The following is a 16,118-nucleotide window of genomic DNA, read 5'->3' on the forward strand; positions in this document are numbered from 1 at the left end:
CCGGTTCCGCGGGATTCGCCGGACGTGATTGACTCCCCGCCCCAGCGCGCGCGAAAAATCGCATAATCGGCTTTTCTCCGCCGCGCTGTCCGGCGGTCGCGCAACGGTGCGCCATCGCGCTTCGGGAGGTCCATGGATCGGTCGCAATTCGCACAATTGCTGGGGTCGTTCGACCTGACCGACTATCTCGATGAACACATCATCGAGCGCGGCCTCGACTACGTGGCGCGTGGCCGCGTGCTCAGTGCGACCTACCACGCCGGCAAGGCCCAGGGGCGCATCACCTGCCAGGTCCAGGGCAGCGGCAAGCAGCCCTACACCACCAGCATCGCGTTGCGCGAAAGCGGTGAGGGTGTTGAGGTCATCAACGCCTGTACCTGCCCGATGCAGGGTGACTGCAAGCACGTCGCGGCGGTCGCGCTGCAGGTCGTGGGCCTGTATGCCGTCATCGGGGGCAACGGTGATCCGGGTGAGGATCTGTTCGCGCCCGCCACGCCACGCGATCCGGACCTGCACCAGTGGGATTACTGGCTGTCCAGTCTCAACCTGCCTGCGGATACGCCGCCCGGTGCAACGGAGCCGCGCGTGCTGGGGTTCCTGTTCGAGGCCGGCGCCGGCACGCCGCAGCGGCTGTGCGCGCAGGCCGTGTGGTTCCGTCACGGCAAGCGCGGCGGCCTGGTGTCGCCGCGGCCGGTGCAGCCGGCGCCGGGCAGTCATGATCCCTGGGGGTCGCTCACGCCCGATGAATTTCTGCGCATCGCCGAGCTGCGCATGGCGCCCAGCGACATGGCGCGTCTGCAGGGCTGGCATTGCCTGGGATCGCCGCGCCACGAGGCCTGGCTGCTCGACGTGCTGGCCAACGCGCCGTGCTATTTCGGAAAGCCCGGCAGCAGCGCCCTGCGACTGGGCGCTTCGCGCGGCGTCGACTGGCGCTGGCTCAACCAGACCGACGGCACGCAGCGGCTCGAACCCCGCGTGGCGGGCACCGCTGACAACACCGTGATCCTGAAGATCGCCGGCCTGTGGTACTGGGATGGGGAATCCGGTGAGATCGGACGCGTGGAGGGCGATCTGCGCCTGGCCGAGCGCCTGCTCGCCGCGCCGCAGCTGCAGCCGGAGCAGGTCGCCGTCCTGCGTACCCGCTGGAAGGCGAACGAGACGCTGGCGGCCGTGCCGCTGCCGGAAGATCCCGGCCCGATCGAAGTGGTGAAGGTCAGCCCCGTGCCGGTGCTGCGCATGGCGACACTGCAGGCCGGCGCGCTGGGCCGCAGCGCGCGCGGATCGTACGTCGCCGGTTGCCTGCACCTGTCCTTCGACTATGCCGGCGAACGTTTCGATGTCGTGCCCGCCCTGCGTAACGAGCGGCGCCGCGCGCCGGACCGCATCCGCGAATTCGTGCGCGACCGGGGTGCCGAGCTGGCCGCCGCCGAACGGCTTGACCGCCACAAGCTGGTCGAGGCGATCGATGTCGCCTACGCCCACGGCGTGCAGCCGCGCACCATTCAGCCGGGCGACTACGTGCTCGAACGCGGCCGCAGCGAGCTGGCGCCGCCCGAGCAGTTGCTGGCGCTGGCGCTGCGGTTGCAGGCCGACGGCTTCCAGCTGGAATTCGATGCGGAATCGCCGGTGGAAATCCTGCCTGCGCCGGAAGCCTGGCATGCGGATATCGATGACACCGGCAATGCGTGGTTTGACCTCTCGCTGGGCATCGACATCAGCGGCCACCGCGTCGACCTGCTGCCGATCCTGCAGAAGGCGCTGGGGGATCCGTCTTTCCCGCTGAAGCCCCCCGCCAAGGAAGCCGAAGATGCCGTGTGGCTGGCGCCGGTGGATGCGCGCCGCCGCGTGCCGCTGCCGGTGGCGCGGGTGCGCGCCCTGATCGCGCCCCTGCTGGAGTGGCTGGAGGCAGGCGCGGTGCAGGAAAGCCTGCAGTTGCGCCGGGCGCAGGTGGGCGTGGTGGAAGAACTCACGCGTGGTCCGGCGGCCCTGCCCTGGCGTGGCGGCACGCGCCTGAAAGACACGCTGGCGCGCATCGGCGCCGAGCGCAAGCCGGTGACCGAGCCGCCGGGCTTCCGCGCCACGTTGCGTCCCTACCAGCGCGACGGCCTGGCCTGGCTCGAGTTCCTCGGCAGCGCAGGGTTGGGCGGCATCCTGGCCGACGACATGGGCCTGGGCAAGACGGTGCAGGTGCTGGCGCACCTGGAGGCCATGCGCCAGCGCGGCGAGCTGGCGGATCCTGCGCTGGTGATCGCTCCGACGAGCCTCGTCTGGAACTGGCGCGCCGAAGCGCAGCGCTTTGCGCCGGACCTGAAAGTCCTGATTCTGCACGGCGCCACCCGCGACGCGAATTTCGCCACGGTGCCCGATCACGACCTGGTGATCACCACGTATCCGCTGCTGTCGCGTGACCGCGACGAGCTGATCAATTTCCGTTTTTCGCTGCTGATCGTCGACGAGGCCCAGGCGATCAAGAATGCCCGTACCCAGGCGGCGAAAGTCGTGCGTGAGCTCGACGCCAGGCGCCGCCTGGCCATGACCGGCACGCCGCTGGAGAACCACCTGGGCGAGCTATGGGCGCAGTTCGATGCGGTTGAGCCCGGGCTTCTGGGGGATGAGAAATCCTTCGTGCGACACTACCGCACGCCCATCGAAAAACACGCCGACGTCGAGCGGCAGCAGAAGCTGCACAAGCGCATCGCGCCGCTGATGCTGCGCCGGCGCAAGGAAGATGTCCTGACCGATCTTCCGCCCAAGACCGTGATCGAACGTGGCGTGGAGTTGATCGGCAAGCAGCGCGAGCTCTACGAATCGCTACGCCTGGCGCAGCACGAGCGCGTGCGCGAGGCAATCCGCGAACGCGGGCTGGCGCAGTCGGGCATTGTCGTGCTCGATGCACTGCTGAAGCTGCGCCAGGTGTGCTGCGACCCGCGCCTGGTCAAGCTCGAGCGCGCCCGGCGCGCGCCCGAATCGGCCAAGCTGGATCTTCTGCTCGACCTCCTGCGCGAGCTGGCGATGGAAGGCCGGCGCGTGCTCGTGTTCTCGCAGTTCGCCGAGATGCTGGGCTTGATCGAGTTGGCGCTGGACGAGGAAGGCATTGCCTACCAGACGCTGACCGGCCAGACGCGCGACCGCGCCGAACTCGTCCAGCGTTTCCAGACGGGAGACGTCCCGGTCTTCCTGATCAGCCTGAAGGCCGGTGGCGTGGGCCTGAACCTGACGGCCGCCGACACGGTGATTCACTACGATCCCTGGTGGAATCCCGCGGTGGAAGCGCAGGCCACCGACCGTGTGCACCGCATCGGCCAGGACAAGCCGGTTTTTGTGTACAAGTTAATCTGCAACGGCACGGTCGAGGAGAAAATCCAGGACCTGCAGCAGCGCAAGGCGGAACTGGCCCAGGCGGTGCTCGAAGGGGGGACAACCCAGGCGCTGCGCTTTGACGAGGAAGATCTCGCCGAGCTGTTCGGCATGTAGCCGGGCGCGCCGCCCGCACCTTTGCGAACAGCGTCACGCTTCGGCACATCCGGGGCGTCCGGCTGGCACGCCCGCTTTCCGGGCTGCGAGAACCAAGGCACGACCATCCACAGCGCCGCTGCGCAAGGAGTTCGTCATGCCAGGTACATTGCGTCGTCTTTTCCACTTTGCAGGGCTGGCCATGGCCGCCAGCGCGTCGGCTGACGCGGCCATCCATGTTGTCACGCCGACATCCAACCTCCAGTCCGTGATCAACGCCGCGGCAAGCGGCGACGAGATCCGCTTCGAGCCCGGGCTGTACCGCACCGGCTGCCTCGACATCTTCAAGCGGCTGACGCTCACCGCGCGCGTACCCCACAGCGCCATTCTGCAAGGATCGGCCAACGCGCCGCTGTCCGCCAATGCGGGCGATGCCGCGGCGGCGGCCTGCGGCTTCAACCTGGCGCGGCGGACCGCAGACGGCACGCGCATCGAGGGCCTGCAATTCCAGTATTTCCGGCATGCCATCTACGGCAAGGGCCTGGCAAACCTCGTCATCGTCAACAACCGCTTCGTCAGCAACTTCGGCAATGGCGTCGCGCTGCGCGATACCGCGGACATCGAGATCGCGCGCAACGCCTTTCTCGATCCGTACCTGCCCAACGACACGCCGGGAACAGTCGAGCCCTACTGGGTCAATCCGGTCGGCGTCACCGACGCGCAGATGGACTACGGTGTCTCCATCTACGGCAGCCTGCGTCCGCGCGTGCATCACAACTACTTCTTCGGGGTGTTCAACCAGGCCCTGTCGTTCAAGATCGCCAACCGTGACGCCTACGCCGGCTACAACACGTTCGAGGGGTACAGCCTGACGGCGCTGTTCTTCGGCCAGGAACCCTCGATCGACGCGACCTATCCGGAGTTTGGCCTCTCCGGCTGGGACGGCGGGCGCATCGTGGCCGAAGGCAATGTGTTCCGCGCGGTGCGCGCCGAACACCCGGGCACGCACGCGTTGGTGGAATACCGCGGGCGCAGTCCGCTGCGCATCCGTTACGTCAACGGCGATGTGACGGTGCGCAACAACATTGTGGAATCGGGCATCCTGGGCTTCACGATCGAGTGCAACGGCAGCCAATGCCCGATGGGCACCATCGACGTGACCAACAACCTCATCGTCGGGCGTGTCATCACCGGCGACAACGTGGCGCACGATATTGGTGTCTGTGGGATCGATGTGCAGCCGCAGACCACCGCCCAGGTGCGCGTGTTCCAGAACACGATTGCCTGGCACCGCTTTGGCGTGTGTGCGGAAGGCGGCGTCCTGCGGGTGCAGAACACCGAGTTCCACCGCAACCGCGAACGCGATGTGCGCGCAACGCCAGATGTCATCGACTACAACAACCAATACACCGCCGCCGGCCCGGTACTGGGCGCGCACTCCACGAATGTCGATCCGCGCTTCTACGCGGCGCCGGATCTGCGCATCCGCACGGCGGCGGTGCGCCTGACGCCGAACCGCTCGTTCAGTCGGCCGTTCTACCTGACGCCGCAATCACCGGGTGCGACCAGCGGAAGCCAGGGCCTGTTCAAGGGGGCGTATCCCCTGATCACGACGATGCTGTTCGAAGACAACTTCGAGGTACCGTAACAGCCGTTCAGCGGCGGCGGGCGGAAGGCCGCCGCTTGGAGGCAGACGGCCGGCGCGCGCGCGTCGGCCGGGGCGGTGCGGCGACGGGGGCTGCGGGTGCATCCGGGCGGAAATCGCCGATAAGGCCCTTGGCTGGGCAGAGCTTGAAGATCGGGCATTTCTTGCAGCCGATCGCCAGGGCGACCGGACAGACAGTCACTGACATCGTTCTTCTCCACGGACGGAGCGGCGGCGGCTGGGCCGTATCATGACACCGAAGCGCGCGTCGTGCCCGGGCCGGCGCGCTATCGTTCGACCGGTACGGCCAGGCCGACCTTCACCCGTTCCAGGCTCACGCAGGTGCTGAAGCTGCGTACGTTCGTGTCGTCGAGCAGGGCGCGCCGGGTGAACTGCTCGTAGGACTCCATGTCGGCGGCCAGCACGACCAGGATGAAATCGGCCTGGCCGGTGACGTAGTAGCACTGTTGGACTTCGGCAAAGCTGCAGATTTTCTGGCGGAAGCGATCAAGGTCGGCTGCTGACTCGCGTTCGAGGTCCACCCCCACGATGCAGGTCACCGGCATGCCCAGTGCCTTGGGCGCCAGCTGGGCGATCTCGTGCTCGATCACGCCCGTCTCGCGCAGGCGCTTGAGGCGGCGCTGCACGGCGGCGGCGGAAAGGCCGATGGCCTCGCCGATCGCGGCCGCCGACAGCTGCGTGTCGTGCTGGTAGCGCGCCAGGATGCGGCGGTCGAAGGCATCCAGCCCGGTCGTTTCATTTTCGTGCATGCGGCACCTGGAGATTGCGGCGAAACCGCATTTGCCGGCAGGCGAACGCGGCGTGGCGACGGCACGCGTGGCCTACGCTCTGTCGACGACTTCTCCGCCACGAGCACGCCCCATGCCGCCATCCACGGCCCCATTGTACGCAGCGCCCTGGCCCGTCCTGGAGAACGGTGATGCGCGCCTGCGTCGGCGCTGCGCGCCGGTGGCCACAGCGGATGCGGGGCTTGAGCGTGATATCGCCGTTCTCGCCGCCACGCTGGGTGAGTTCCGTGACCGCCACGGCTACGGCCGCGCGATCGCAGCGCCGCAGGTCGGACTGGATCGGCGCCTGGTCGTGATGGACCTGGGTGCCGGGCCGATCGCCCTGGTCAATCCGGAAATCACCTGGCGCAGCGCGGAGACGGATGAATACTGGGACGACTGCTTCAGCCTGCCCGACTGTGTGGTGAGGGTGCGACGCCACCGCCACATCAGCGTGGCGTTCCGGGATGCGCAGTTCCGTCGTCGCGCATGGGAACGGTTGCCGGCCGATGTATCGGAACTGCTGCAGCATGAGATCGATCACCTCGACGGCTGCCTGATGACCGACCGGGCGGTTGGCGAGGCCGCGATTCAACCGATTGCGCGGCGTGCGCACCTGGTCGGGCCGCAACGGCCTGCGCACCGCCTGCAGCTTTCCCGCATCCGCGCTGCCGCAGCGGCCATTGATCCGGTGTTCCTGCAATCGCGGCAATACATGTCGGCACCGCTGTCGGCCGTCGCCGGTGCCACGGTCACCCTCAAGGACGAGACCGACAATCCCATCGGCTGCTTCAAGGGACGCGGCGCGACGTACTTTCTCGCGGAGTACCACGCCCGGGGCGGACGCGGCCCGCTCGTCTGCGCCAGTGCCGGCAACTTCGGCCAGGCCCTGGCCTATGCGGCGCGGCGCTACGGCATTGCCGTGATCGTCTATGCCGCGACGACGGCCAACGCGAAGAAGGTGGAGCGGATGCGCGCGCTGGGCGCCGAGGTGCGCCTGGCCAGCAGCGATTTCGATGCGGCCAAGGCGATTGCACGCCACGCCGCGGCGGCCGCGGGCGCACTGATGGTCGAGGACGGGCGCGAAGCGGCGATCAGCGAAGGCGCCGGGACGATTGCCAGCGAACTGTTCGCTGATGATCCGGCACTCGATGCGGTGCTGGTGCCGCTGGGCAATGGCGCGCTGCTCAATGGCATGGCGCGCTGGATCAAGGCCGCTTCACCGGGAACGCGTGTGATCGGCGTCTGCAGCCAGGGCGCCAGCGCCATGGCCGATTCCTGGCGCGGCGGCCGGCTCGTTGCGCATGCCGGCGTGGACACGATCGCCGACGGCATCGCCGTACGCCAACCGATTCCCGAGGCCCTGGCGGACATGCACGGACTGGTGGACGAGGTCGTACTCGTCGACGACGCCACCACCCTGCGCGCCATGCGCGAGCTGCATGCCGCCCATGGCCTGTGCGTGGAGCCTTCCGCGGCCGTCGGGCTTGCGGCAGTGCTCGCCGCCCGTGCGTCTTTTGCCGGGCGCCACGTCGCCACCGTGCTTACCGGCGCCAATCTCACCCCCTCGCAGCGCGAAACCTGGTTCGGCGATGCCGCGCCGGCAGCGCCTGCATCTACCTGCAAGGAAACTGCACCGTGATCGACCACGTAGAACTGTTCACCGAACGCCTGGATGCCTCCGCGGACTTCTTTGAAAAGGCGCTGGCGCCGCTGGGCTACCGGCTGCACGTCCATGGCGCCGTGCGTGGCTTCGGCGTCGACAATGATTCCCTCGACTTCTGGCTGCGCGAAGGTGGCCCGTCGACGCCGCTGCCGCACGTGGCCTTCCACTGCGCCGATCGCGCGCTGGTCGACGCGGCGTACCAGGCCGCCCTGGCCGGCGGTGGCCGCGACCGCGCGGCGCCCGCACTGCTGCCGCAAATCCACCCGAACTACTACGCAGGCTTCGTCTACGACCCGGACGGGCACAACATCGAGTTCGTCTGCCACCGGGCCGAGGCGGCATAGCCCGAAGAGCCGCGTGGCGCCGCCGTGGTCCGGTGTGCGCCACGCGGCGGCGTGACCCGGCGGGTCCGGTCGCGGCCCGGACCGAGATTTGAGGAACCGGCCGTGCTACCGTGCACGGGCGCCGGCCGGGGGCCGGCAAGCCCATCCTGTGCTGTCGCGCCCGTGCGCGTGCCGAATGTCGACCAACGATTCACCGATCACCGAGCTGCTTTCCCGCTGGCGCGCCGGCGCCACGGATGCCGAATCCCGCCTGATGGAGGCGGTCTATCCCGTGTTGCGTGAACTGGCCCGTTCGCGGCTGCATCGCGGGCGCCACGGCCTGACGCTGCAACCGACGGAACTGGTCAACGAAGCCTACGCGCGTCTGCAGCTGGCGCGCGAAACACCGTGGGAAGGACGGGTCCACTTTTTCGCGATGTCCGCACGGATCATCCGCGGCCTGGCGATCGACTTCGCCCGCGCCCGGGCCAGCGAGAAGCGTGGTGGTGACATGGTCTTCGTCGAACTCGACAAGGCCGAGGACATCGCCGGTTCCGAACCCGCCGTCGACCTGCTGGCCCTGGACCAGGCGCTCGAAGCCCTCGAGCGCGATGACCCTGTCTCGGCGCGGATCGTCGAGCTGAAGTTCTTCTCTGGTCTCACCACCGAGGAAATCGCCGAGGCCTGCGAAATCTCCACGGCCAGCGTCGTGCGCTACTGGCGCTTTGCCCGCGCCTGGCTCGGCGATCGGCTGTCGCCGACGCGTCCCGGCGATGCGGACTGACGTTCTGACGCCCATGGCCGGTGGTCCTTTTCATGGGCTCGCGAATGACCGGTGAGACGGCCGTGGACCTGGGCCGGCTGCGGCTGCTGTTCTTCCAGGCCGTCGAGCTGGCGCCGGAGGCGCGCACGCGTTTCCTGGCCGAACTGGAGGCGACCGAGCCCGCGATGGCCGGCCGCGTCCATGACCTGCTGCGCGCGGATGCCCTGGAAGCCGAGCGCCCCACCGCGCCGGTGATTCCGCAGCTGTCGGTGCTGCGGCAGGGCCCGGAGCAGTGGCTCGGCAAGACGATCGGCAACTACCGCGTCACCGCTTTCCTTGGCAGTGGTGGAATGGGTACGGTCTATCTTGCGGAGCCGGTTGCCGGCGGCGCGGCTCCGGCGGTCGCCATCAAGTTGATTCGCCCGGAATGGCTCGATGGTCCGCTGCGCAAACGCTTCCAGCTGGAATGCCAGGTGCTCGGCACGCTCGATCATCCGGGCATTGCGCGGGCACTGGGGGCCGGCGAATTGCCGGACGGCACGCCCTACCTGGTGCTCGAATACGTCGACGGGCTGCCGCTGACGGCCTATGCCGACCAGCACCGCCTGACGGTGCGCCAGCGGCTGCAGCTGTTCCTGAAAGTGTGCTCGGCGGTATCGCACGCCCATGCCCAGGGCATCATTCACCGCGACCTGAAAGCCAGCAATATCCTGGTCCGTGCCGACGGCCAGCCCAAGCTGCTCGACTTTGGTATCGCCAAGCCGCTCCGGGCGCAATTCGGCCCGCTGCCGGTGGAACGCACGGCCACGGCGCAGCGCTTTTTCTCGGCCAATCATGCGGCGCCGGAACAGTTGACCGGGGAACGGCCCGGCGTCGCCTGCGACGTCTACGGGCTTGGCGTGCTTCTGTACGAATTGCTTTGTGGTGAATTGCCATTAGTGCTGGCCGGAATGAGCGCCGGCCAGGCGGAGAACACGATCCTCCAGCAGATTCCGCTGCCCCCTCGGCGCGGATCAAGGCCGCGACGGCGTCGATCGGCGATGCGCGCGCCCGGGTACGTGGCGTGGCGGACCGACGGGAACTGGTCCAGGCGCTGACCGGAGAGCTCGACCGGGTCGTGGCGCGTGCGCTGCGCAAGCAGCCCGACGAGCGCCAGGCCGGCGTCGCCGAACTGGTCAAGGAGATCTGCGCCGTGCTCGCCCCGGTTCCGCAGCGCGCAGCACGCGCACGGCAGGACGCATTGCCGGCGTGGCTTCGCATCGGTATGCCGCTGGCGGTGACGGTTCTGGCCACGTTTGCCATCGTCCATTTTGCGACCCGGCGCCCGGCGATGCCGGCCCAGGACGCTGTTGCCGACCACGGCGGAGCCGCGTTGGAAACCTCAGTGGCCGACGGCGACGCCGGCAAGACCGGCAACCGGGCCTTCGCGCTGCTGGCGCTGGCCCAGGCGCATCATCGGTCCGGCGACCTCGCCGCGGCTGCCCAGGTGCTGGATGAAGCGCTGCAGGCGGCGCCGGATCGTGCGCTCGCCGTGGTGCTGCATGACCTGCGTGCCGACGTCGCCATCCTGGCGGGCGACCTGGGCATGGCCGACGCCCAGATCGGTGCCGGCCGCGCGCTCGCCCAGACGCGGCGCGAGCATGCGCAGCTGGCGCTGCGCGAAGTGGCGCTGCTGCGGGCGCGCGGCGAGCGTGCCGAAGCGGAACGCCGCCTTCAGGCGCTGCGGCTTGAATCGTTGCCGCTGCTGGATCCCGCGGATGCCGTGGCGCGGCAGATCCAGTCGGCAGATCCCGCGGCGGGTACCGAAGTGGGGGCGGCCGCGCCGGATAGTTCGGCAACGCCGGCCCGCGCGTCTACGCCAGCGCGGGCATCCTCTCCGGAGCCGGCACCCGTACAGGCGGTGACGCTTCCTGTCTCCGGCGGTGTCTCTCCCGATGCCGTCGCCGCGCAGATGGCGCAGTTCCGGCAGAACAGTTCCAACCAGCCACGCGACGTGCTCGAAGAGGCCTACGGTCCGTCGGCAACGCCGCCCACAGCACTCGGCATGGACGAAGGCTCCCGGTCGCTCGAACAGCTGGCGGCCCTGTCGCGTACCCGGACCGTGGCCACCGTCGCGCAGCCGCGACCGGCGGAGCCGGAGCCGGAGCCGGTGAAACCGGCGGCCGCTCCCGTCGCGCCACCGGCGCCATCGCCGGTGGCGGCCACCACGGCCTGCCCCGATCCGGAAGCCGCCACTGATCTGGCCGGCATCAGTGAAAAATTCCACACCTGTATTCTGGATCGTCAGCGCCAGGGCGATCCACCGGCCCTGCTGGAAGCGCGGGTGAACTACGGCCTGTATCTCAACCGGCAGCAGGCGTTCGCGGCCGCGCTGGCGGCACTGGAACAGGCGCTGGACGATGCAGATACCCAGCAGCGTCGTTCCGACACCGGCCGGCTCGGATCACTGGCGCTGGCCGTCGCACGCGTCGGTGTCGTGGGCAGCGACGATGACCGCCAGCGGCTGGCGCACGAGCTGGCGCTCGACGTCTGGCTGCAGACGCCCGTGGCCAAATCGCGCTGGCAGCAGCAGGCGGCGCTGGCACACCAGCTGGGCGTCGAACGCGCGCAATAGCGCCAGACGCGGTAGCGTCTGCACGGGCGGCCCTACTTGCGGATGAGGTACCGCCCGCCGTGCCTGGGTGTCAGGCGGGCGCCGACGCCTTCTGCCGATTGGCCCGCTTGAGCACCGCCACGGGCTCGGCCCAGCTGCTGTTGGGCCGGCGCTTGGTGGTGGCGAGCACCAGGTCAGTGGGGTGGAACACGTTGAGGTTGTGGGTGATCGGCGTGGTGAGGATGTACTGCGCCTCGGTGGCGCGCAGGAAGCCGCCGACTTTCTCGATATTGAACACGTCCAGGTGGGCGAAGGGTTCGTCGATGAAGACGAAACCGCCGGGGTGGGTCTCGTCACGCAGCAGGGCCACCAGCAGCAACAGGGATTTCATCACCTGCTGGCCGCCGGACGCCTCGCCGTCGTCCAGGCCGATCCAGCCCTTGCGGTCAAAATCAAAACGCACGACCAGCCCGGCCTGCGCCAGCGCCAGGTCGTCGTTGGCCAGCTCCGGCTGGTCGACTTCGACATTGATGCCCGACAGTTCGCCCAGCGCCTTGAGGTTTTTCGCGTAGGCGCGGACCGTGGCGCGCAGCACGTTGATGTAGGCACCGCGGGCCTCGTCCGTGATCCGGCGGGCGCGTTCCAGGTGTGCTTCGCGGCGTGACAGCGTGGTCGCCAGTGCCTCGTGGTCGGCGCCGATCTTTTCGCGCAAGGCCACGCACGCCGGATCAGTGACAAAACCACCGCGCTCGATGCGATGCGCCAGGCGCTCCAGTTCGCGCTGCACCTCGTGTGCTGTCTCGAACTCCGCGCGGGCGTCGGCCAGCACCTGCGCGCTGCGCCAGGCCGGCGGCATCAGGCCGCGCTGGTGACGGAACTCGATGATGCGGCGCACGTGGGTGCGTTGTTCCTGGGCGAGCTGGTGGCGCCGTTCGCCCAGTTCGCGCGCCAGCGCATCGCGCTCGGCGCGCCGCTTGGCGGCATCGAGTTCTTCCTGCTTGAGCGCCTCGCGCAGGCGATCGACGGTGTCGCGTGCCTGGGTCAGTTCCATCGCCGCGGCCTGGGCGTCCGCCTGGCGTTCGGCGAGCTCCGCGTCGGCCTGGGCGAATTCCGCCGCGCGCGTGACCAGTTCCTGTGCGGCATCGAGCTTGAGCAGGCGGGCCTGGGCCTGGTCGAGCTTGCGCACCAGCTCGGCCAATTCTTTCTCACGCTCCGCGTGGCGTCGCGCCAGCTGCGCCTGCTCGGCCTCCAGGTCCTTCAGGCGGCCGTGGCGTGCGCTGGTGCCGAAATGGCGTTCGTCGGTGCCGATGTGACGACCGCCGCGGTGTTCGCGCAGGTAGCCGGTCGGAGTGATCCAGTCCTGCCCCTGCGGCAGCTTGGCGCCGGCGTCCACGGTGGCGACACGGCGGATGCGATCGAGCTGGCGCGGCAGCCACGCCGGTGGATCGGCCGAGAAGCGCAACACTTCCAGTAGCGAGCCGGCGCTGGCCTTCTCCACCGGGGCGCGGTCGGCCACGACGAAGTGCCGGTAGCGGTGCTTTTCGCCCAGGGCAAAGGCACGTTTCGCGTCCGCCGGCGAGGCGAGCAGCACGAGATGGCGATAGGGATTGAGCACGGCTTCCACCGCCGCTTCCCAGGCCGGATCCGTCACCTCGACGCTGTCGGCCAGCATGCGGTGCTCGATGCCGGCGTCGTCCAGCGCCTGGCGGAACTCGCGTTCGAAGCCGGGCTGGTAGCGCTGGCCGGTCGACAGCGCGGCGATCTGCGTGCCGATTTCCGCGGCGCGCCGGCGCTCTTCGGCGGCGGCAAGATCCAGTTCCGCCTGGCGGCGGCGACCGGCTTCGATCTCACGGGTCAAGGCCGCGACGTCGCTGCCGCCCTGGCTGGCGGCGAGTTCTTCCAGTTGCGCATGACGGCGCGCCAGCCCTTCGATATCGCGGGCCAGGTCGCGTGCGGCGAGGAAGCGCTGCTCGGCGTCGCGGGCTGCCGCCTGCGCGGCCTCGAGCGCGGCACGCGACTGGGTGACGTGATCGCTGGCGCCGGTTTCGCGCTGGTCGAGCTGCTGCTGGCGCTGCTGCGCCTCGCGCAGGGCCCGGCGCAGGCCCAGCAGGCGCGGACGGCCGCCGTCGAGCGTGGACTTGAGTTCGGCCAATGCGACTTTTGGAGCTATTTCCACTTCGAGGCGTTGCTGCTCCCGCTGGATCTCGCCGAACTCCTCGAAGGAGCGCACGTCGGCCTTGGCGGCCTCCAGGCGGGTGTGCAACGCCGCGAGGTCCTGCCCGAGCTGCTTCAATTCCTGTTCGGTGGCGAACTGCTCGCCGCGGGCCCGCTGGTAGTCCTCCAGCACGGGCTTCTCGCCAAAGACATCCCAGACCAGTTGCAGCAGTTCGCGCGGCGGGTACTGGCACAGTTTGTCGGTGGCGCCCTGCTCCAGCGTCAGTACGCGCCGGATGGCGCGCGTGAGGCCGGCACCTTCCAGGCGTACGCGGTAGTCGCGCAGGCCCAGCCACTCGCCGCCCTGCGATTCGATCGCTTCGACGCCGGTGTCGCCGCCCACGATCTGGTAGTCACGCGTCCAGTCGCCGCCCTTCTTGCGAATCCGGCAGGCCAGCGTGACGTCGGCGTCCATGATGGGAAAAAACGGGCGCCGGCCGTTGCGGTCGGGCCGGTTGCTCACCACGGCGCGCAGCCACGCAAAGGGTTTGCCGTTGTGACGCAGGTACGTCTTGTAGTCGCGCGCGGTCTCGCGGTCTTCAATCGCCAGCAGCGTACGCAGTGCGTCCAGCAGGGTGGTCTTGCCCGAGCCGTTGGGCCCCACCACGGTCACGATGGCCGAATCCAGCGGCAGGGTGAAGCGCTGCCAATAGTCCCAGTGGACGACTTCAAGCGAACGGAATTCGAACATATGCGGCCTCAGGCCTCGCCGCCGAGCGCGTCGGCGTCATCGATGGGCAGGGTGTGGCGGGATTCCTCCACCACGAAGGCCAGCGAGCCGTCGAGCACGCGGCGCGCGGTGCGTTCGTAGTCGAAGGCCAGGTCCAGCAGCGGGCCCTCGTAGAGGCGTTCCTTGCGCCGAACGATGAAACCGTGGCGGGCGAGCACGCCCAGGTTCATGTTGATGCGCATCTTGCCGCCCAGCTTGTCGCCGAAATCGGCGAGCAGGGTGCGTTCGCTCACCGGCTCGGCCACCTCCTCGCCGACGGGAACGGGCTTGAGATCGGCGAAGATCTGGCCCTGGTCCTGGTCGCGATCGGTTTCCACGCGGGTGATCTGGCGTTGGCGTTTGGGAAGAATCAGCAAAGACCACAACACCACCAGCAGCGCGATCGCATCGCGGTCCAGGCCGAGGTTGGTGGCGGCCCAGGCCTTGGGGCCGGCAAACACCGCCGCTTCCTGCGCCTTGGCCACGGCGACCGCGATATGCGATGCGTAGGGGTGATCGAGCAGCCGCAGTCCCGCCGCGGCGAGGCGGCGGTCCAGTTCCTCGCGGAAGCTGGCGTCGGTCAGGGCCTGGCGGGCCAGTTCGTCCTCGCGCGGCAGCCAGCGTTCGGCCAGCAGGCGCGCAATCAGTGCAGCGACCGGGTCACTCATTCTTGTCTACCTCGGAAAGCAGGTGGCCGGCGCTGATCTGGCCGACATCGGCACCATCGACCCCTTCCAGCGTGCCGCTGAGGGTGAGCCGCAGCGGCAGGCGCGCCAGGGCAGCGAGGGCACCCACGCGCGATTCCGCGCCCGGATCGCCCAGCAGTCCCAGCAGCGAGAGGCGGTAGGCGCTGGTCGCGAAATCCGCGTGCGGTACCAGCGCTGCGAGGGAAACGGGGCCAGCCAGATTGGCCAGGTCCTCGTACCAGGCTTCGGCCAGGGAGAAATCGGCCGATGCGGCGAGTTCGCGCGTTTCCTCCGGCGCGCCCTGCGCGGGCGGAAGGCCGACGGCTTCTTCCGCCCCTTCGCGTTCGCGTTCCACCAGCTCGTAGTCGGCGATATCCAGCGCGATATCGCCGAGGATGAAGGCGGGCGCCAGGCGTTCGGCCAGCATGCCGTCGGCGACGGCGGCCAGTGCGGGGATGTCCATCGAACGCAGCCAGCGGTTGACGTCCGATGAGGACAGGCCGCTGCCGCCCAGATGGACGCGGTGGCGATCGAGCTGGTTGAGCGCGCGCTGGAACACCGACGCCTGGCGCAGCATCGCGCTCTGGGCGCGGCCGATCTGCTGTGCGACGCGATGGGTGGCAGGATCGATCTCGCCGTCCTGGGCAATCAGGCGCACGACTTCCGTGCCCTTCTCGACCCAGCGCCAGACCGACTTGAGCGTGGCAGCGGCGGCGCGAATGCGGTGTTCGGAACCGCTCAGCACGGCGCGGTCGAAATCGTCGCGCAGCTCGTTCAGGCGCGACAGCAGGTGTTGCAGATCTTCGGTGCCCACCCGGCCCATGGTTTCGCCGGCCGCCAGCTGCGCGGTGACATAAGCCAGTTCTTCGCCCTCGCCCTGGAATTGCAGCAGCAGGCTCAGTGCCGAGAGGGCCTGCCGGCCGACGGGGCTGATCCGGTAACGCTGGGTTTCCGATTCCCAGGCGAGCAGGCCGTTGTCGCGCAGACGCAGCAGCACCGTATCGAGCTTGGTGGCGTCGATGTAGGCGAAGTGCTCGCGCAGTTCCTGCGGACTCCAGTCCGGCGCGTGACCGCGTTCACCGATGGTGCGAAGGACCAGCAGGCGCACCAGGACAGCGTCTTCGCCGCCATGGAACAGGGTGGAGAACGCGCGCAGCAGTTCCCGCGCCTTGAGCAGCGGAAACAGCGCCGGTACATCGTTGGCCACGATGCCGGCGCGCAGGTACTCGTGCAGGCGATCGTCGGATTCGGACATCGGATAGCGGGCGAGAAAACAGC

11 protein-coding genes are annotated in these 16,118 nt (G+C 68.8%); 7 read left to right on the top strand and 4 right to left on the bottom strand.

The features are described from left to right. The first annotated feature begins 132 nt into the window (after positions 1-132). Together N4264_RS02550 and N4264_RS02555 are read left to right on the top strand one after the other, a co-directional pair. Positions 133-3,474: a DEAD/DEAH box helicase gene (locus N4264_RS02550; protein ID WP_261695511.1), complete on the top strand. Its 3,342-nt coding sequence runs from the start codon at positions 133-135 to the stop codon at positions 3,472-3,474. A 136-nt stretch (positions 3,475-3,610) separates the two neighbouring features. Next, positions 3,611-5,101 (top strand): right-handed parallel beta-helix repeat-containing protein, encoded by a 1,491-nt coding sequence (locus N4264_RS02555; protein ID WP_261695512.1) that lies wholly within the window; start codon positions 3,611-3,613, stop codon positions 5,099-5,101. Positions 5,102-5,385: 284 nt separating this feature from the next. Here N4264_RS02555 and N4264_RS02560 read toward each other — a convergent pair whose 3' ends face one another. Continuing rightward, positions 5,386-5,868: an Lrp/AsnC family transcriptional regulator gene (locus N4264_RS02560; RefSeq protein WP_261695513.1), complete on the bottom strand. Its 483-nt coding sequence runs from the start codon at positions 5,866-5,868 to the stop codon at positions 5,386-5,388. Positions 5,869-5,980: 112 nt separating this feature from the next. Here N4264_RS02560 and N4264_RS02565 point away from each other — a divergent pair, with 112 nt between their 5' ends. The 5 genes from N4264_RS02565 to N4264_RS02585 all read left to right on the top strand — a co-directional run bounded on the left by N4264_RS02565 (position 5,981) and on the right by N4264_RS02585 (position 11,252). Continuing rightward, positions 5,981-7,528, top strand: a complete 1,548-nt coding sequence (locus tag N4264_RS02565) for a pyridoxal-phosphate dependent enzyme (RefSeq protein ID WP_261695514.1) — start codon at positions 5,981-5,983, stop codon at positions 7,526-7,528. Continuing rightward, complete coding sequence (locus N4264_RS02570) at positions 7,525-7,896, top strand: VOC family protein (protein WP_261695515.1); 372 nt, start codon at positions 7,525-7,527, stop codon at positions 7,894-7,896. The genes N4264_RS02565 and N4264_RS02570 overlap by 4 nt, the downstream gene beginning before the upstream one ends. 175 nt (positions 7,897-8,071) lie before the next feature. Continuing rightward, positions 8,072-8,659, top strand: coding sequence for an ECF-type sigma factor (locus N4264_RS02575; protein ID WP_261695516.1), 588 nt, complete (start codon positions 8,072-8,074; stop codon positions 8,657-8,659). 44 nt (positions 8,660-8,703) lie between these two features. After that, positions 8,704-9,735: a serine/threonine-protein kinase gene (locus tag N4264_RS02580; protein WP_261695517.1), complete on the top strand. Its 1,032-nt coding sequence runs from the start codon at positions 8,704-8,706 to the stop codon at positions 9,733-9,735. Further along, positions 9,702-11,252: a hypothetical protein gene (locus N4264_RS02585; RefSeq protein WP_261695518.1), complete on the top strand. Its 1,551-nt coding sequence runs from the start codon at positions 9,702-9,704 to the stop codon at positions 11,250-11,252. Before N4264_RS02580 ends, N4264_RS02585 begins: the two co-directional genes overlap by 34 nt. A 70-nt stretch (positions 11,253-11,322) precedes the next feature. Here the strand turns inward: N4264_RS02585 and N4264_RS02590 are convergent, their stop codons facing one another. The 3 genes from N4264_RS02590 to N4264_RS02600 are packed head-to-tail and all read right to left on the bottom strand — an operon-like array spanning position 11,323 to position 16,095. Next, positions 11,323-14,136 carry an AAA family ATPase gene (locus tag N4264_RS02590; protein WP_261695519.1) on the bottom strand — a complete coding sequence of 938 codons (2,814 nt, stop codon included), beginning with the start codon at positions 14,134-14,136 and terminating at the stop codon, positions 11,323-11,325. Between the two features lie 8 nt (positions 14,137-14,144). After that, entirely contained in the window at positions 14,145-14,822 is a 678-nt protein-coding gene (locus N4264_RS02595; protein WP_261695520.1) for a hypothetical protein, read from the bottom strand. Further along, positions 14,815-16,095 carry a hypothetical protein gene (locus N4264_RS02600; RefSeq protein ID WP_261695521.1) on the bottom strand — a complete coding sequence of 427 codons (1,281 nt, stop codon included), beginning with the start codon at positions 16,093-16,095 and terminating at the stop codon, positions 14,815-14,817. The genes N4264_RS02595 and N4264_RS02600 overlap by 8 nt, the downstream gene beginning before the upstream one ends. Positions 16,096-16,118: the final 23 nt, after the last annotated feature.

It is taken from the genome of Tahibacter amnicola (assembly GCF_025398735.1).
GTDB lineage: Bacteria > Pseudomonadota > Gammaproteobacteria > Xanthomonadales > Rhodanobacteraceae > Tahibacter > Tahibacter amnicola.